Here is a 16,432-nt window from a genome sequence, read left to right as displayed (position 1 = left end):
TACCCCGCGCGGAGATTGTGACCAAATGTTAGTTTGTTGCGCTAGGTCATCGGATCGCAGTCCGAAAACGTTAGAATGGTCGATTAAGTCATTGTTTAACAGTCTTATGCTCGCATTGCGTCGTGTAGTTTCCGGGTTTGCCGCCATCGGCACCCTGGCCCTGGGGATGGTAGCGGCGCCGGCGTTGGCGGAAGTGGTGGTGGTGCTCAATTCGGGTGATGCTACCGTCACCTTGATCGACAAGGACACCCAGAAGGTGCTGGAGACGTTCCCGGTCGGGAAGGAGCCGCACCACTTGATCGCCACGCCCGACGACAAATCGCTGATCGTTGCCAATGCGGTCGGCAACGACCTCGTGTTCCTCGACCCGGTTACCGGCAAGGTCCAGCAGCGCGTGGCCAATATCGACGATCCCTACCAGATCGGCTTCTCGCCCGACCAGAAGTGGTTCCTGACCACGGGCAACCGCCTTGATCGCGTCGACGTGTATCGCTGGGACGGCAAGGCGCTCAAGATCGCCAAGCAACTGCCACTGGCCAAGACGCCGAGCCATATCGCCTTTACCGCCGACAGCCGTGTTGCCTTCGTCACGCTGCAGGACTCCAACGAAGTGGTCGCCATCGACCTGCCCACGCAGACCGTGATGTGGCGCATGAACGCCGGTTCGGCGCCGGCGGGCGTGTGGGTTACGCCGGACCAGAAATACCTGCTGGTGGGCATGACCGGTGCCGACTATGTCGCCGTGATCGACTGGCATACCCGCACCGTGGTCAAGCAGATCCAGACCGGCAAGGGCGCGCACAATTTCCGCGCGGTGGGCGACAAGCGCCATCTGTTCTTGTCCAACCGGGTCTCCGGCACCATCAGCATCATCGACCAGCAGACCCTGACCAAGGTTGGCGACATCACCGGCCTGCCGGCTGGCCCCGATGACATGGAGCTGACCGCCGACGGCAAGACCTTGTGGGTGAGCTTCCGCTGGGCGCGTTCGGTGGGCCTGATCGACGTGGCCAGCCGCAAGCTGGTCAAGACCATCCGCGTGGGCCGCTCGCCGCACGGCATTTATTTCCGTACCCGCGCACCGCTTTATTGAGAGAGGGCGCCCGTCCGGGAACGCCATGGCGGGCGCGGCATCGAACTAGTATGGCCGCCGCCACTCCAATGCAGTCACAGGAAATCAGGACAGGCATCATGAGCAAGCATTCGCAGCCCCGGTTGCCCCGCGCTTTGGTCCGCGCGGTGGCTGCCGGGCTTGCAGCCACCGGACTGGCGCTGGCCGCCGGGCCGGCCAGTTCGGCGGGCCCGGTGCCTGCCGGCGCGCCCCAGGCCTGCCGCGCCGGCACGCTCTACCTGACCTTCGACACCGGCAGCATGAGCCAGGCGGCGCTGATCGCCGATACGCTGCGCCGGCACCATATCAAGGCCACGTTCTTCCTCGCCAACGAACCCACCATCAACAAGGACAGCTCGCTCGATCCGGGCTGGGCGGCGTACTGGAAGACGCTGGCCGCCGATGGCCATGTTTTTGGCAGCCACACGTTCGATCATGTCTACCTGCGCGGCGTACGCGACGGCAAGGTCACCATGCGGCCGCAGTTCGGCGCGCATGCGGGGCAGGACGTGGTGATGGACCAGCAAAGCTTTTGCAGCGAGCTGAACCGCAGCGCGCAGGCGCTGAAGCACCTCAGCGGCGCGACCATGTCGCCGCTGTGGCGGGCGCCGGGCGGCCATACCGCGCCGCAGACGCTGCAATGGGCCGAGCAATGCGGGTTCAAGCACGTGGCCTGGGCGCCAGCCGGCTTCCTGGGTGACGAGCTTTCGTCCGAGCGTTTCCCGAACAAGGCGCTGCTGGAGCGCGCATTGAGCGGCCTGCGCGATGGCGACATCGCCATGGCGCACCTCGGGATCTGGTCGCGCAAGGACCCCTGGGCGCCCGGCGTGCTCGAGCCGCTGATCAGCGGCCTGGAGCGCAAGGGTTTCTGCTTTGCCACGTTGCGCGAGCATCCCGCCTATCGCGACTGGCTGCGCGGGCAGTCCGCCACGGTGGCCGGACAACCAGCCGGGAGCCGCTGATGCTCGACCTGCTCAACGGCTGGATCGGCCAGATTGAAGCCACGCTGTTCCAGGACGTGATCCTGCCGGTGGTCTACCAGCTTGGGCTGGGCGGCTATGCCGAGGACGCCTTCACCGGCACCGAATGGCTGCTGGTCGGGCTGGTGCAGATCGTGGTGATGGTGCTGATCCTCGGGCCGCTGGAAAAGCTGCGCCCGGTCGAAGCCGTGACCGACCGCGCCGCCATTCGCACCGACATCCTCTACACCGTCGTGCATCGCCTCGGCCTGTTCCGGCTGGCCATGTTCTTCCTGCTCGGTCCGCTGATGGACGGTGTGGAAGGGCATCTGCGCCTGCTCGGCTGGCAGCGGGTCAATGTGGAAGACTGGTGGCCGGCGGTGACGTCGATCCCGCTGGTCAGCTTCTTTATCTACCTGCTGCTGTTCGACCTGCTCGACTACTGGTACCACCGCCTCTCGCATACCTACCGCTGGTGGTGGAGCCTGCATTCGCTGCATCACAGCCAGCGCCAGATGACGCTATGGAGCGATAACCGCAACCACCTGCTCGACGACATGCTGCGCGACGTGGTGTTTGCGGTGGCGGCGCTCGCGGTGGGCGTGGAGCCTTCCCAGTACGTGCTGCTGGTGGCGCTGTCGCAACTGCTGCAGAGCCTGCAGCATGCCAACCTGCGCCTGCACTTTGGCACATTGGGCGAGCGGCTGCTGGTCTCACCGCGCTTTCACCGCACCCACCATGCGGTTGGCGTCGGCCACGAAGCCATCGGCCGGCCCACCAAGCTGGGCGGATGCAACTATGGGGTGATCTTTCCGTGGTGGGACATGTTGTTCCGCACCGCCGTGTTCACCGACGCCTACTACCCCACCGGTGTGCGCGACCAGATGCCGCCACCGGCCGGCAAGGGGCGCGACTACGGCGCTGGCTTCCTGTCCCAGCAGTGGTACGGGATCAAGCGCCTGTTGCGGCTCGGCTGAAGCGGCGGGGCGCCTGCCGTGGCAGCCCCGTGAGCGCGTATTTCCTCGCAAGGTGCGCGCCCCGCGCCCTGCCGTCTTGCGCTAGCGGCGCACGCGTCCCCCGCGGCACTTATGACGTGTGCTAGTCTAGTTATCCCCGCCTTTGTGGAACCCCAATTTACTGCATGAACGATATTTTTCGCGCGCTAGGCCGTGCCCTGATCAGCCAGTTGCATCCGCGCATGCTGATGCTTACCGTCATTCCTTTCCTGCTCGCCACCGGGCTGTGGGGTGGCCTGCTGCTGTGGGGGTGGGAGCCGATCATGACGGCCGCGCGCGGCGTGCTCGAGACGTCGGTGCTGACCAGCTGGATCTACGGCGCGCTCGACTGGTTCGGCCTGCAGTCCTTGCGCACGGTGGTGGCGCCGCTGTTCGTGATAGCGCTGATGATCCCGCTGGTGATTGCCTCCATGCTGGTGTTTATCAGCTTGTTCTCGGTGCCAGCCGCGGTGCGGCACCTGGAGCGCAGCTATCCGGACCTGGTGAAGGCCAAGGGTGGCAGCATGGTGGGCAGCGTGTTTCAGGCGCTGGGCAGCACCATGGTGTTCCTGTTGCTGGCGCTGGTGACGCTGCCGCTGTGGCTGATCCCGCCTTTCTTTGCCTTGATCCCACCCTTGCTGTGGGGCTGGCTGACCTATCGCGTGATGACCTACGACGCGCTCGCGCAGCATGCCACGCCAGAGGAGCGCAAGACGCTGATGAAGCGCCATCGCATGGCGTTGCTCTCCATCGGCGTGGCAGTGGGCCTGCTGGGCTCGGCGCCGACGCTGATCTGGGTGGCTTCGGCGGCGCTGATTTTCCTGTTCCCGTTCGTGCTCGCGGGCACGCTGTGGCTGTATGTGCTGATCTTTATTTTCTCGGCACTGTGGTTTGGCCATTTCTGCCTGCGCGCGCTGGAGCAATTGCGCGCCGAGCGCGCTGCCGCGGCAGCCGCGGCGGCGCCGGTGGTGGACGTTATCGACCTGGCGCCGTCCGATGTACGGCGCATTGAACAATCCTGAAGCGAGGGCATCATGGGTTTCGGCCTGATCGTCATTGGTGACGAGATTCTGTCGGGGCGGCGCGAAGACAAGCATATGCGCCGTGCCATCGAACTGCTGGCGGCGCGCGGGCTGGCGCTGGACTGGGCGGAGTACGTGGGCGACGAGCGCGCGCGCATCACCGCCACACTGCGCCGCACGTTCGCGGGCAATGATGTGGTCTTCTGCACCGGCGGCATCGGCGCCACGCCCGATGACCACACCCGGCAGTGCGCCGCGGCCGCGCTCGGCGTGCCGCTGGAACTGCATCCGGACGCCCGCGAGCAGATCGCCTTGCGGATCGCGGAGACCGCGGCGGGCGATCCCGCCAAGGCCGACCTGAACCTGCCGGAGAACCAGCATCGCTTCAAGATGGGCGAATTCCCCGCCGGGGCGCGCATCATCCCGAACAGCTACAACCGCATCCCGGGTTTTTCCGTGGCGGACCATCATTTCATGCCTGGCTTCCCGGTCATGGCGTGGCCGATGATGGAATGGGTGCTGGATACCTACTATTCCCACCTGTTCCATCAGGCGGTGCAAGTGGAGCGGTCGTTCCTGGTGTTCGAGGCGCCGGAATCCACGCTGACGCCGCTGATGGAGCGGGTCGAGGCCGCCTTCGAGGGCGTCCGCGTGTTCAGCCTGCCGTCAGTGGGCGACGCCAAGCGCGGCGAGCTCTATGCGCGCCGCCACATCGACCTGGGTGTAAAGGGATTGGCCGACCTGGTCGAGCCAGCCTATGCCATGCTGCGCGAAGGCGTGCAGGCGATGGGCTTCGAGCTGGTGGAGGTTGCGGCGCGGCGCCCGGGAGATCCGGCAGGGGACTGAGCCGCAGGGCGGGCGTGGCCGGTGCAATGAAAAAACGGGACAGCCATGCTGTCCCGTTTTGCTTTTTCTTGCACGATGCAGGTGATTTACGCGATTTACGCGTTCCCGAGCTTCAGGCGCCGTGCCAGGGCAGGCCGCGGAAGCACCAGCCTTCCACCGTCTTGCGGTGGTGCTGTTCATCGCGAGCGCCTTCGAAGCCTTCCAGCACGTCCATGGCGAACTGATAGCCGGCTTCCGTGGCGACGCGGGCAGCGTGCTTGGAGCGTGCCGCACTGCGGCACAGGAACAGCACGGGCACATCCGCGCGCACGCGAGCCTTGAGCTGCGCGATAAAGGCGGCGTTCTGCGCGCCGCCCGGATAGCTGCTCCATTCCACATGCGCCGATTGGGCTTCCGGCAGGTCCGGCCCGCCGATCCAGTCGAGCTCAGCTTGCGTGCGCACGTCCACCATCACGGCGGTCGGGTCGCCCTGCAGCAGTGCAAAGGCTTCCTGCGGGGAGAGGGCGCCGAAGTACGGCAGTTGGTTTTGCTGCTGGCGCTCACGCGCCGCTTGGAGTAGATCGTCTCGGGTGGTCATCTGGGTGACAAAATCGGTGGGTGAAATGGCATCTGGCAGAGGCTGCGGGATATTCTAGCGCGGCGGGCGTGCTCGCCGGCGGCCTTTGGATGTGAAGGGCAGCTAGCGGCATCGGTTGTGCCGGAGTTGCGCCGGCTTGGTCGCGCGCTGCGGGTACCTTGGTAGCAGGATCTTGCACCGCAAGCAGGCAACGGCATTCGGTTTGCACCAAAATGTTCTAATCTGGTGCGTAGGCACCAAAATTGGGCAATGAGGCGTGCGTATGCACGTTTTTGGTGATTTTCATGGAGGGCGGGGAGAGCCGCTGGCGTTCCCGGAATGAGGCGGAAGCCAAACGGATTTATGCGTATGCCATATGCGGCACCCGAAACGCGCCTGGGCCCCCGTATCGCGCCGTCTGGCTGCACTTTTTTCGGGAACGCAGGGGTAACTAGGGGGTTGCCTTGGCATGCTTTCTGCTAACATTCCTCGTCCCTTTCGTGGCCGATCTTTGTATTGATGCAAACGTCTTTGATGCGTTGCACAGCGGGGATCGACGCAAGAATGGCTTTTCTAGATTCAGCCGAATTTCCAGGAGATAGGCATGGCCCACAGCGTTGCAGATGTGATGAAGCTTGTGAAGGAAAACGACGTCAAGTTCGTCGACTTCCGTTTCACCGATACCAAAGGCAAAGAGCAGCACGTGTCGGTACCCGTGTCGCACTTCGATGAAGACAAGTTTGAAAGCGGCCACGCTTTCGACGGTTCGTCGATCGCCGGCTGGAAGGGTATCGAGGCTTCGGACATGCTGCTGATGCCGGATCCGAATACCGCTAACGTCGATCCGTTTTACGAAGAACCGACCCTGATCCTGACCTGCGACGTGGTTGAGCCGTCGGATGGCAAGGGCTACGACCGCGACCCGCGTTCCATCGCCAAGCGCGCCGAGGCTTACCTGAAGAGCACCGGCCTGGGCGACACCGCCTACTTTGGCCCGGAACCCGAGTTCTTCATCTTCGACGGCGTGACCTGGAACATCGACATGCAGGGTTGCTCCGTCAAGATCAACTCGGAAGAAGCACCGTGGTCGTCGGGCAAGGAATTCGAGCACGGCAACAGCGGTCACCGTCCGGGCAAGAAGGGCGGCTACTTCCCCGTTGCCCCGATCGATACGTTCCAGGACATCCGTTCGGAAATGTGCCTGATTCTGGAATCGCTGGGCATCCCCGTGGAAGTGCACCACCACGAAGTCGCCGGCCAGGGCCAGAACGAAATTGGCACCCGCTTTAGCACGCTGGTGCAGCGCGCCGACTGGACCCAGCTGCAAAAGTACGTGATCCAGAACGTCGCCCACACCTACGGCAAGACCGCCACCTTCATGCCGAAGCCGGTCGTTGGCGACAACGGTTCGGGCATGCACGTGCACCAGTCTGTATGGAAGGATGGCCAGAACCTGTTCGCGGGCAACGGCTACGCCGGCCTGTCGGAGTTCGCGCTGTACTACATCGGCGGCATCATCAAGCACGCTCGCGCGCTGAATGCCCTGACCAACCCGGGCACGAACTCGTACAAGCGTCTGGTGCCGGGCTTCGAAGCACCGGTCAAGCTGGCTTACTCGGCTCGCAACCGTTCGGCATCGATCCGTATTCCGTACGTTGCCAACCCGAAGGGCCGTCGTATCGAGACCCGCTTCCCGGATCCGCTGATGAACCCGTACCTGGGCTTCTCGGCGCTGCTGATGGCTGGCCTGGACGGCGTGCAGAACAAGATCCACCCGGGCGAAGCTGCCGACAAGAACCTGTACGACCTGCCGCCGGAAGAGGATGCAAAGATCCCGACCGTGTGTAACAGCCTCGACCAGGCTCTGGAATACCTCGACAACGACCGCGAGTTCCTGACGCGCGGCGGCGTCTTCTCCAACTCCATGATCGATGCCTACATCGAGCTGAAGATGGAAGAAGTGACCCGCTTCCGCATGACGACGCACCCGATCGAGTTCGATATGTACTACTCGCTGTAAGGCGAGGCGTTGCCAGGTTGTGACCGGGCAACAGTTGCACCAGGAAGGGGCGGCCTCGGCTGTCCCTTTTTGTTTTGTTCGCCGGTTTGATCGCTAGAATGGGGCTCCTTTCCCACCATCCCTGCTGATGTCAATGGACGCGCTCGAATTCCCGCTTTCCTCGCTTCGACCGATGCACCGGTTCAGTGCCTCCATGCACGTATCGGCGGCTGCCTGCGCCATGCTGGCGCTTGTGCTGGTGTGCTGGAGCCGGCCGGCCCCGGCGCAGTCGGATATCTATGTCTGCGCTGGCCCCAACGGCGTGCCTGAATACCGCAACGGCAACGGGGGCAAGGGCTGCAAGCGGCTCAGCCTGCCGGAAGTCACGACGGTGCCGGGCGGGCGCGTGAGCGCCCCTTCGGCGGGCAAGGGCGCCGGGCCCGCGATGGCGCCCACCGCGTTTCCGCGCGTGGACAGCGCGACCCAGAAAAGCCGCGATGGCGAGCGCCGCGCGGTGCTTGAGCAGGAGCTGCAAAGCGAGGAGGCCAAGCTGGCCGCGCTGCGCGCCGAGTTCAACAACGGCCAGCCCGAGCGCCAGGGCAATGAACGTAACTACCAGAAGTACCTCGACCGCACCGCCACGCTGCGCGACGACATCGCGCGTGGCGAGGCCAATGCCGCTTCGCTGCGGCGCGAACTCTCCAATTTGAAGGACTAGCACTATGCGTCGCCTGATTCGCAGCGTCTCGCGCAAGGTGGCTTCGGCCGGGGCTGGCACGCCGGCCGAGGGTGGAGCCATGGTGCTGCCATTGGGCGATGTGTCCTACCACCAGGGGCTGGACGTGGTCGCCAACCCCGTGTTGCTGGTGCGCCAGCCCGGCCTGCGCATCGTCTACGCCAATCCCGCCGCCGAGGCCAGCTTCGCGGTGTCGCGCAAAGCCATGGTGGAGTTGTCGCTGGCAGACCTGTTCGGCGCTTCGGAAGAGCTCGGCAGCATGATCGAGACCGTGATTTCACGGCAGTTCGATGCGCGCAGGCAGGATGTGGTACTGCATCCGCCCCTGCAGGAGCCGATGCACGCGCACGTGGTGATCGGCGCGCTGGATGCCACGGCCGACACGGTCCTAGTGGAAGTGCTGCCCAACGAGCAAAAGGTCCGCAGCGACCGCGAGGAGCGCATCCTCGACCTGACCTCGGCCAACAAGGAGCTCATCCGCAATCTGGCGCATGAGATCAAGAACCCGCTGGGCGGCATCCGCGGCGCGGCGCAATTGCTCGAGTTCGAGTTGCCTGACCGTTCGCTGCGGGAGTACACCCAGGTCATCATCAAGGAGTCGGACCGCCTGCAGACGCTGGTGGACCGCCTGCTGGAGCCGCACCGCCATCCGCACATCGTGTCCGACCTCAACATCCACGAGGTGCTGGAGCGCGTGCGCTCGGTGGTGCTGGCCGAATTCCCCTCCGGGCTGGATATCGTGCGCGACTACGACGCGAGCCTGCCCGACCTGCGCGGCGACATGGAGCAGTTGATCCAGGCCGTGCTCAACATCGTCCACAACGCGGCCCAGGCACTCGCGGAGCGCGTGGCGCGGGGCGATGCGCAGATCATCCTGCGGACCCGGGTGGCCCGCCAGGTAACCATAGCGAAGCGATTGTTCAAGCTGGCATTGGACTTGCATGTCATTGATAACGGTCCGGGCATCCCCGAGGATATCCGCGAACGCATCTTCTACCCGCTGGTGTCGGGCAGGGATGGCGGTAGCGGCCTCGGTCTCACACTCGCTCAAACCTTCGTGCAGCAGCACGAGGGCTTGATCGAATGCGAGAGCCGGCCGGGCTGTACCGACTTCCGTATCCTGCTGCCCCTGCATTGATCGCATCGGCGACAGCAATTGGAACTGCCCCAATGATTGCTGCCGACCGGCTTGCCGGCGGTGTGCGGCCAGGTTCACGGAAGACCAAATGACACCGAGCAGACAAGCGACGCACATGAAGCCGATCTGGATAGTCGACGACGATCAATCAATCCGCTGGGTTCTTGAGAAGGCCCTCGCCCGCGAAAGCCTGCTCTCACGCAGCTTCACCAACGTGCGCGACGTACTGGCCGCACTGGAAGACGACGAGCCACAGGTCCTGATCTCCGATATCCGCATGCCGGGTGGCTCGGGCCTGGACCTGCTGCAAGCGCTCAAGGCGCGGCATCCGGGGCTGCCCGTCATCGTGATGACGGCATACTCCGACCTGGATAGCGCGGTAGCGGCCTTCCAGGGCGGCGCCTTCGAGTACCTGGCCAAGCCCTTCGATGTGGATAAGGCGGTCGAGCTGATTCGCCGCGCGCTGCAGGAAAGCCTGCGCGAGGAGGAGCTCGAAGACCGCCTGGTCGACGCGCCCGAAATCCTCGGCCAGGCGCCGGCCATGCAGGACGTGTTCCGCGCCATCGGCCGCCTGTCGCAATCGAACGTGACAGTGCTGATCACCGGCGAGTCCGGTACCGGCAAGGAACTGGTGGCGCAAGCGCTGCACAAGCACAGCCCGCGCGCCAACGGGCCCTTTATCGCCCTCAATACCGCGGCCATTCCGAAGGACTTGCTGGAGTCGGAGCTGTTCGGCCATGAGCGCGGCGCCTTTACCGGCGCGCAGACCATGCGCCGCGGCCGCTTCGAGCAGGCCGAGGGCGGCACGCTGTTCCTCGACGAAATCGGCGACATGCCGTTCGACTTGCAAACGCGCCTGCTGCGTGTGCTGTCGGATGGCAACTTCTACCGCGTGGGTGGCCACAATCCGCTGCGCGCCAACGTGCGCGTGATTGCCGCCACCCACCAGAACCTGGAAACGCGCGTCAAGGAAGGGCTGTTCCGCGAGGACTTGTTCCACCGCCTCAACGTGATCCGCCTGCGCTTGCCGCCGCTGCGCGAACGGCCGGAAGACATCACGCTGCTGGCGCGTCATTTCCTGCAAAAGAGTGCCAAGGAACTGGGCGTGGAGCCCAAGCGCATGTCGGACGAGGCCCTGGCCTATGTCAGCACACTGCCGTTCCCTGGCAACGTGCGTCAGCTGGAGAACCTTTGCAACTGGCTGACCGTGATGGCGCCCGCACAGACCATCGAGGTCAAGGACATGCCAGCCGAGATGATCGGCACCGGCACGGCGCCGGGTGGCGGTGCCGGCGCGGCGCGCCAGGCGGAGTTCCGGGCAGAGGGCAGGGCGGACGATGCCGACGGCCATGACGCCGTCGACTACGGCGCTGCGCCTTCCACCTTGGGCGGGGAGCCAGACACCGCGCTGGCTTACGCTGGCCGCTCGGCTGCGGCCAGCGCGCTGGCCGGCTGGGAGCACCTGCTGGCGGGGGAAGCCCGCGCCATGCTGGAGTCCGGCCAGCCGGAAGTCATGGACGCACTGACACGGCGTTTCGAGAAGGCAGTGCTGGAGGCTGCGCTGGGCGTTACCCGCGGGCGCCGCGTCGAGGCGGCCACGCGCCTGGGCATCGGCCGCAATACCATCACGCGCAAGCTGCAGGAGCTGGGCTTCGATTGAATCGGGTCATGGTCGTCGTTGCAGCGCAATAAAAAAACAGCCGGGCTTGCCCGGCTGTTTTTTTATTGTCGGCGCGCTCTTGGCAGGTCAGCCGCGCGCGGCCAGCAGAAGTTCGGCCATTTCCGCAAAGCCCTCGCCGCAGGCCGCCTCGGTGATATAGGCCGGCTTGGCTGGCAGCTGAGGCAGGATGTCGCGGATGTTGGCCACCCCGACCGACAGCGGGAAATGAGCAAACATGCTGGCGTCGTTCGCTGAGTCGCCGATAAACAGCCATTCCTCCCGTTCGGCATCCAGGTCGGCGCCCAGTAATTCCGCGGCGCACAAACGGCTCATGCTGAGCTTGTCGTGATCACCGAACCAGCCATTGACGTGAATGGACGAGACCGTGGCGGTCATGCCCGCTTCGCGCATCAGCCCGGCAATGCGCTCGACCGCGGCGGGCGGCAGGGGCGCGACGTCCTCGGCGTGGTCGACGGCCAGGTCGGCGGCGTGCCAGGCCTGGTCCGAGGCCAGCGCGCAGCCTGGCACCTCTTGCACGATGCGTTTGCCAAGCGCGTGGATGCGCGCCAGGTTGTCGGCTCGGGTGGCGGCGTCGTCCAGGTAACGGGTCACCAGCTTGCCCGCGCGCAGGTGGGAGTAGAACGCACCGTTTTCGCCGATGATGGCGTCCACCGGCCATAACCGCGTCAGGATCTCGGCCCAGGCGATGCAGCGTCCCGTGACCGGGATCACGTGCAGCCCGGCTGCCTTGAGGCGGTCGAGCGCCAGGTAGGTGGCCGCCGGCAGCCTGCCGTCGGTGGTGATGGTGCCGTCGATATCGGTCAGTACGCCGCGAATCCGGCGCAACGCCGGGGCGGGAAGGCTTTGTATGGCTTGCATAGCGCGAGATTCTACCCTGTCAAGCTGCCGATAAATCGTTGTCATATTATTGTAATTTAGTAGAAATGCCCGGTTTTCCAATCCAACAAGGCGGGGTAACATCCGCCTGTCACAAAAACTGCATACAGTCGGACGATTTTTGTCCAATGCCGCAAGATAGAACAGGAGAGATTTCCATGACCGTAAAACGTACCGCGTTGACCCTGGCCGCTTTTGCCATGCTGGCCGGCGCAGGATCGGCCAATGCCGCCGTCGAGATCCAGTGGTGGCATTCGATGGAAGGTGCGCTCAACGAGAAGGTGAACGCGATCGCCACGCAGTTCAATGCCAGCCAGTCCGACTACAAGATCGTACCGATCTACAAGGGCCAGTACGACGAGTCGCTGGCCGCGGGCATCGCTGCCTTCCGCTCGGGCAACGCGCCGGCGATCCTGCAGGTATTCGAGGTGGGCACGGCTACCATGATGAGCGCCAAGGGTGCCATCAAGCCGGTGGCGACGGTCATGAAGGACGCTGGCGAGAAGTTCGACGCCAAGATGTACATCCCGGCGGTGGCTGGCTACTACACCTCGAACAAGGGTGAGATGCTGTCGTTCCCGTTCAATAGCTCCACCACGGTGATGTACTACAACAAGGACGCCTTCAAGAAGGCCGGGCTGGATCCGAACAAGCCGCCCGTGACCTGGCAAGAGGTGGCCACCGATTCCGCCAAGCTCAAGGCTGCCGGCATCTCTTGCGGTTACACCACCGACTGGCAGTCGTGGGTGCAGCTGGAAAGCTTCTCGGCCTGGCACAACGTCTTGTTCGCCACCGAGAACAATGGCTTCGGTGGCACGGGCGCGCGCCTGGTGTTCAATTCGCCGCTGCACGTCAAGCATATTGCCAACCTGCTCGACATGCAGCAGAAGGGCTACTTTGTCTATGGCGGCCGCAAGGACGAGCCGAAGGCGAAGTTTATTGCCGGCCAGTGCGCGATGCTGACCGGTTCCTCGGCGGCGCTGGCGAATATCCGCAAGAACGCCAAGTTCGATTTCACCGTGGCGCAGCTGCCGTACGAGCAAGGCGTGCCGGGCGCTCCGCAAAACACCATCATCGGCGGGGCTTCGTTGTGGGTGATGGGCGGCAAGAAGGCCGAGGAATACAAGGGCGTAGCCAAGTTCTTCACCTATCTGTCGCGCCCCGAGGTGCAGGCCGACTGGCACCAGTCGACCGGCTACCTGCCGGTGACGACGGCAGCCTACGAACTCACCAAGAAATCGGGCTTCTATGAGAAGAACCCCGGCGCGGACGTGGCGGTCAAGCAGATGATTGTCAAGACCACCGACAAGTCGCGAGGCATCCGCCTGGGCAACTTCCCACAGATCCGTACGGTGATCGACGAAGAACTTGAAGCGGTGTGGACCGGCAAGAAGCAACCTAAGGAAGCACTGGATTCGGCGGTTGCGCGCGGCAATGAATTGCTGGAGCGTTTCCAGAAGACGGTCCGCGAATAAGCGCTGCGGCTTCTTGAGTGTTTGGGAGGCGGAGGCTGTGCCTCCGTCTTTGGTTTGTGCGGCAGCCTCGCCGCACTGGCTATGACTGATGACGCGCCGCGCATAGCGGTGGCTTGGATGCGTGATGGAAAAACGGGTCGTATTCCGATCTTCATGGTTGCCTTATCTGCTGGTGCTTCCGCAGATGGCGGTGACGCTGATCTTCTTTTTTTGGCCGGCCGGGCAGGCGCTGTACCAGTCTGTGCTGCGGCAGGATGCCTTCGGTATTGATCTCCAGTTCGTCGGCCTGGAGAACTTCCGCGATCTGTTCAGTGATGCGCAGTACCTGAACTCGTTTCGCGTCACGGGGGTGTTCGCCGTCGGGGTGACGCTGGTCGGGCTGACGGTCTCGCTGATGCTTGCCTACTTCGCCGATCGCGTGGTGCGGGGCGCCAGTGGCTACAAGATGCTGCTGATCTGGCCGTATGCCGTGGCGCCGGCGGTGGCGGGCGTGCTGTGGATGTTCATGTTCAACCCGACGCTGGGCGTGGTGTCCTACGCGCTGCATCGGTTCGGTGTGGACTGGAACTTCCTGCTCAATAGCAACCAGGCCATGCTGCTCGTGGTGCTGATTGCAGCGTGGAAGCAGATCAGCTACAACTTCCTGTTCTTCCTGGCCGGCTTGCAGAGCATCCCTAAATCGCTGATCGAGGCAGCCGCCATCGATGGCGCGGGGCCTTGGCGCCGGTTCTGGTCGATCATATTCCCGTTACTGTCGCCGACCACGTTCTTCCTGATGGTGATCAACGTGGTGTACGCCTTCTTCGACACCTTTGCCATTATCGACGCGGTGACCCATGGCGGCCCCGTCAACGCTACCAACACGCTGGTCTACAAGGTCTACCAGGATGGCTTCCGCGGACTCGATATCGGCGGCTCGGCCGCGCAGTCGGTTGTGCTGATGGGGATCGTGATTGTTCTCACGGTGGTGCAGTTCCGCTACGTGGAACGCAAGGTGCAGTACTGAAGGATTGGCAAAATGGTAGAACGACGACCCTTTCTAGATTTTCTCTCGCACCTGATGCTGGTGCTGGGCGTAGTGGTAGTGGCTTTCCCCGTCTATGTCACGTTTGTTGCCTCGACGCTGACCGCCGAGGAGGTGCTGCAGGCACCGATGACGCTGCTGCCGGGCAGCCATTTTCTGGAGAACTATCGCACCGTGCTGATAGCCGGCGTGGGCAATGCCGCCTCGCCTGTCTCCACCATGATGTTGAACAGCTTGATCATGGCGCTGGGCATCGCGCTGGGCAAGATCACGATCTCGATCATCTCGGCTTTCGCGGTGGTGTACTTCAAGTTCCCGCTGCGCAAGACCTTCTTCTGGATGATCTTCATCACGCTGATGCTGCCGGTGGAAGTGCGGATCCTGCCGACCTACAAGGTGGTGTCCGATCTCGGCATGCTGGACAGCTACTTCGGCCTGACCATCCCGATCATCGCCTCGGCAACCGCGACCTTCCTGTTCCGCCAGTTCTTCCTGACCATTCCGGATGAGCTGGCCGAGGCCGCGCGCATCGACGGCGCGGGGCCGCTGCGCTTCTTCAAGGACGTGGTGCTGCCGCTGTCCAAGACCAGCATCGCGGCGCTCTTTGTGATCCAGTTCATCTACGGCTGGAACCAGTACCTGTGGCCGCTCCTGATCACCACGCAGAAGTCGATGACGCCGGTGGTGGTGGGGGTCACGCAGATGATCTCCCGCTCCGGGGATGCCGCGACCGACTGGAACCTGGTGATGGCCACCGTGATGCTGGCCATGGTGCCGCCCGCGATCGTGGTGGTGCTGATGCAGAAGTGGTTCGTCAAGGGCCTGGTCGAAACCGAAAAATAAGCGGGCGGGGCGGGGCGCTCATAGGATGACGTGCCCGCCACGCTTGCCCAGCGAGAAAGAATAGCAATGGCAAAACTGTCGCTTCGCAACGTACAGAAGACTTACGCCGGCAACGTCAAGGTTGTGCACGGCATCGATATGGAAATCAACGACGGCGAGTTCATCGTCATCGTCGGCCCCTCGGGTTGCGGCAAATCCACGCTGCTGCGCATGGTGGCCGGGCTGGAGGCCATCAGCGGTGGCGAGGTGCATATTGGCGACAAGGTCGTCAATCACCTCGAGCCCGCCGAGCGGGACATCGCCATGGTGTTCCAGAACTACGCGCTCTACCCGCATATGAGCGTGTACGACAACATGGCCTACGGGCTGAAGATCCGCGGCATGGACAAGAGCGAGATCGAGCAGCGCGTCAAGCACGCCGCCGGCATCCTGGAGCTGGCGCCGCTGCTCGAGCGCAAGCCGCGCGCGCTGTCGGGCGGCCAGCGCCAGCGTGTGGCCATGGGCCGCGCGATCGTGCGTGAGCCTGCCGTGTTCCTGTTCGACGAGCCGCTGTCCAACCTCGACGCCAAGCTGCGCGTGCAGATGCGCCTGGAGTTGAAGGAGTTGCACCGCCGCCTGCGCACCACCAGCATGTATGTGACCCACGATCAGGTCGAAGCCATGACGCTGGCGGACCGCATGATGGTGCTCAATGGCGGGCGCGTGGAGCAGATCGGCACGCCGCTGGAAGTCTATGCACGCCCGGCCAGTACCTTCGTGGCCAGCTTTATCGGCTCGCCGCCGATGAATCTGGTTCCGGTGGCGCGGACCAATGGCGGGCAGGGCGAAGCGCAGATGCGCGTGGAGCAGAAGCCGGGTGCCCAAGGCGTACCCGCCACCCTCGGCCACTTGCCAATGGGCCTGCACCTGCCCGAGCGCGCGCTGCTCGGCCTGCGTCCGGAGCATATCGAGCCGTGTGCGGCGCATGAGGCGATCGCCGAGATCGAGGTCCGCCTGGTCGAGGCGCTTGGCGCCGACTCCTATGCGTATGGCACACTGGGCGGCCAGCCGGTAGTGGTGCGGCTGGACAGCAATATGCCTGTGCGCAGCGGCGATCGCCTGCCGATCACGGCCACGGCCGAGCACCTGCATTTCTTCGACGCCGATTCCGGCAAGCGCATCGAGGCCTGAC

15 protein-coding genes are annotated in these 16,432 nt (G+C 63.9%); 13 read left to right on the top strand and 2 right to left on the bottom strand.

Features of this window, described 5'->3' with window-relative positions; translation table 11 throughout:
- The first annotated feature begins 166 nt into the window (after positions 1–166).
- The 5 genes from AC07XB_RS10600 to AC07XB_RS10580 all read left to right on the top strand — a co-directional run bounded on the left by AC07XB_RS10600 (position 167) and on the right by AC07XB_RS10580 (position 4,933).
- Positions 167–1,093, top strand: coding sequence for a YVTN family beta-propeller repeat protein (locus tag AC07XB_RS10600; protein WP_492372450.1), 927 nt, complete (start codon positions 167–169; stop codon positions 1,091–1,093).
- Between the two features lie 98 nt (positions 1,094–1,191).
- The gene (locus tag AC07XB_RS10595) at positions 1,192–2,073 is read left to right on the top strand and encodes a polysaccharide deacetylase family protein (RefSeq protein ID WP_492831406.1); all 882 of its coding nucleotides are present in this window, start codon (positions 1,192–1,194) and stop codon (positions 2,071–2,073) included.
- The gene (locus AC07XB_RS10590; RefSeq protein ID WP_492372417.1) at positions 2,073–3,047 is read left to right on the top strand and encodes a sterol desaturase family protein; all 975 of its coding nucleotides are present in this window, start codon (positions 2,073–2,075) and stop codon (positions 3,045–3,047) included. The genes AC07XB_RS10595 and AC07XB_RS10590 overlap by 1 nt, the downstream gene beginning before the upstream one ends.
- Positions 3,048–3,211: 164 nt before the next feature.
- Positions 3,212–4,087: an EI24 domain-containing protein gene (locus tag AC07XB_RS10585; protein ID WP_006157789.1), complete on the top strand. Its 876-nt coding sequence runs from the start codon at positions 3,212–3,214 to the stop codon at positions 4,085–4,087.
- Positions 4,088–4,099: 12 nt separating this feature from the next.
- A complete protein-coding gene (locus tag AC07XB_RS10580) occupies positions 4,100–4,933 on the top strand; it encodes a competence/damage-inducible protein A (RefSeq protein WP_492372416.1) in 834 nt (277 codons plus the stop codon).
- Between the two features lie 112 nt (positions 4,934–5,045).
- Here AC07XB_RS10580 and AC07XB_RS10575 read toward each other — a convergent pair whose 3' ends face one another.
- Positions 5,046–5,510: a rhodanese-like domain-containing protein gene (locus AC07XB_RS10575; RefSeq protein WP_441640956.1), complete on the bottom strand. Its 465-nt coding sequence runs from the start codon at positions 5,508–5,510 to the stop codon at positions 5,046–5,048.
- Between the two features lie 583 nt (positions 5,511–6,093).
- Between AC07XB_RS10575 and AC07XB_RS10570 the strand changes: the two genes are divergently transcribed.
- From AC07XB_RS10570 to ntrC, 4 genes are all read left to right on the top strand, one after another.
- Positions 6,094–7,509, top strand: coding sequence for a 3-hydroxylaminophenol mutase (locus tag AC07XB_RS10570; protein WP_459371289.1), 1,416 nt, complete (start codon positions 6,094–6,096; stop codon positions 7,507–7,509).
- 133 nt (positions 7,510–7,642) lie between these two features.
- On the top strand, positions 7,643–8,206 hold the full coding sequence (locus AC07XB_RS10565) for a DUF4124 domain-containing protein (RefSeq protein WP_416049048.1): 564 nt from the start codon (positions 7,643–7,645) through the stop codon (positions 8,204–8,206).
- A 4-nt stretch (positions 8,207–8,210) separates the two neighbouring features.
- Positions 8,211–9,362, top strand: a complete 1,152-nt coding sequence (gene glnL, locus AC07XB_RS10560) for a nitrogen regulation protein NR(II) (protein WP_253927479.1) — start codon at positions 8,211–8,213, stop codon at positions 9,360–9,362.
- Positions 9,363–9,477: 115 nt separating this feature from the next.
- Positions 9,478–11,022 (top strand): nitrogen regulation protein NR(I), encoded by a 1,545-nt coding sequence (ntrC, locus tag AC07XB_RS10555; RefSeq protein WP_183035096.1) that lies wholly within the window; start codon positions 9,478–9,480, stop codon positions 11,020–11,022.
- An 87-nt stretch (positions 11,023–11,109) separates the two neighbouring features.
- Here the strand turns inward: ntrC and AC07XB_RS10550 are convergent, their stop codons facing one another.
- Positions 11,110–11,901 carry an HAD-IIB family hydrolase gene (locus AC07XB_RS10550; protein ID WP_492372414.1) on the bottom strand — a complete coding sequence of 264 codons (792 nt, stop codon included), beginning with the start codon at positions 11,899–11,901 and terminating at the stop codon, positions 11,110–11,112.
- Positions 11,902–12,077: 176 nt separating this feature from the next.
- On the opposite strand from AC07XB_RS10550, the gene ugpB reads away from it, so the two are divergent.
- The 4 genes from ugpB (at position 12,078) to AC07XB_RS10530 (ending at position 16,431) form a co-directional block, all read left to right on the top strand.
- A complete protein-coding gene (gene ugpB, locus AC07XB_RS10545) occupies positions 12,078–13,394 on the top strand; it encodes a sn-glycerol-3-phosphate ABC transporter substrate-binding protein UgpB (protein WP_174423279.1) in 1,317 nt (438 codons plus the stop codon).
- Between the two features lie 124 nt (positions 13,395–13,518).
- Positions 13,519–14,400 carry a sn-glycerol-3-phosphate ABC transporter permease UgpA gene (ugpA, locus tag AC07XB_RS10540; protein ID WP_174423278.1) on the top strand — a complete coding sequence of 294 codons (882 nt, stop codon included), beginning with the start codon at positions 13,519–13,521 and terminating at the stop codon, positions 14,398–14,400.
- A gap of 12 nt (positions 14,401–14,412) precedes the next feature.
- On the top strand, positions 14,413–15,261 hold the full coding sequence (gene ugpE / locus AC07XB_RS10535; RefSeq protein WP_492831407.1) for a sn-glycerol-3-phosphate ABC transporter permease UgpE: 849 nt from the start codon (positions 14,413–14,415) through the stop codon (positions 15,259–15,261).
- Between the two features lie 66 nt (positions 15,262–15,327).
- The gene (locus tag AC07XB_RS10530) at positions 15,328–16,431 is read left to right on the top strand and encodes a sn-glycerol-3-phosphate import ATP-binding protein UgpC (RefSeq protein ID WP_492831408.1); all 1,104 of its coding nucleotides are present in this window, start codon (positions 15,328–15,330) and stop codon (positions 16,429–16,431) included.
- Position 16,432: the final 1 nt, after the last annotated feature.

Source organism: Cupriavidus sp. GW821-FHT02F09, from assembly GCF_059421605.1.
The sequence above is the reverse complement of the archived record's forward strand: the minus strand, read 5'-3'. Positions and strand labels throughout refer to the sequence as shown.

Coding starts and splice junctions, on each gene's coding strand:
- ugpA (WP_174423278.1), top strand. CDS start 13,519: ATGGAAAAACGGGTCGTATTCCGATCTTCATGGTTGCCTTATCTGCTG.
- ugpB (WP_174423279.1), top strand. CDS start 12,078: ATGACCGTAAAACGTACCGCGTTGACCCTGGCCGCTTTTGCCATGCTG.
- AC07XB_RS10585 (WP_006157789.1), top strand. CDS start 3,212: ATGAACGATATTTTTCGCGCGCTAGGCCGTGCCCTGATCAGCCAGTTG.
- glnL (WP_253927479.1), top strand. CDS start 8,211: ATGCGTCGCCTGATTCGCAGCGTCTCGCGCAAGGTGGCTTCGGCCGGG.
- AC07XB_RS10575 (WP_441640956.1), bottom strand. CDS start 5,510: ATGACCACCCGAGACGATCTACTCCAAGCGGCGCGTGAGCGCCAGCAG.
- AC07XB_RS10530 (WP_492831408.1), top strand. CDS start 15,328: ATGGCAAAACTGTCGCTTCGCAACGTACAGAAGACTTACGCCGGCAAC.
- AC07XB_RS10565 (WP_416049048.1), top strand. CDS start 7,643: ATGGACGCGCTCGAATTCCCGCTTTCCTCGCTTCGACCGATGCACCGG.
- ugpE (WP_492831407.1), top strand. CDS start 14,413: ATGGTAGAACGACGACCCTTTCTAGATTTTCTCTCGCACCTGATGCTG.
- AC07XB_RS10590 (WP_492372417.1), top strand. CDS start 2,073: ATGCTCGACCTGCTCAACGGCTGGATCGGCCAGATTGAAGCCACGCTG.
- AC07XB_RS10550 (WP_492372414.1), bottom strand. CDS start 11,901: ATGCAAGCCATACAAAGCCTTCCCGCCCCGGCGTTGCGCCGGATTCGC.
- AC07XB_RS10600 (WP_492372450.1), top strand. CDS start 167: ATGGTAGCGGCGCCGGCGTTGGCGGAAGTGGTGGTGGTGCTCAATTCG.
- ntrC (WP_183035096.1), top strand. CDS start 9,478: ATGAAGCCGATCTGGATAGTCGACGACGATCAATCAATCCGCTGGGTT.
- AC07XB_RS10580 (WP_492372416.1), top strand. CDS start 4,100: ATGGGTTTCGGCCTGATCGTCATTGGTGACGAGATTCTGTCGGGGCGG.
- AC07XB_RS10570 (WP_459371289.1), top strand. CDS start 6,094: ATGGCCCACAGCGTTGCAGATGTGATGAAGCTTGTGAAGGAAAACGAC.
- AC07XB_RS10595 (WP_492831406.1), top strand. CDS start 1,192: ATGAGCAAGCATTCGCAGCCCCGGTTGCCCCGCGCTTTGGTCCGCGCG.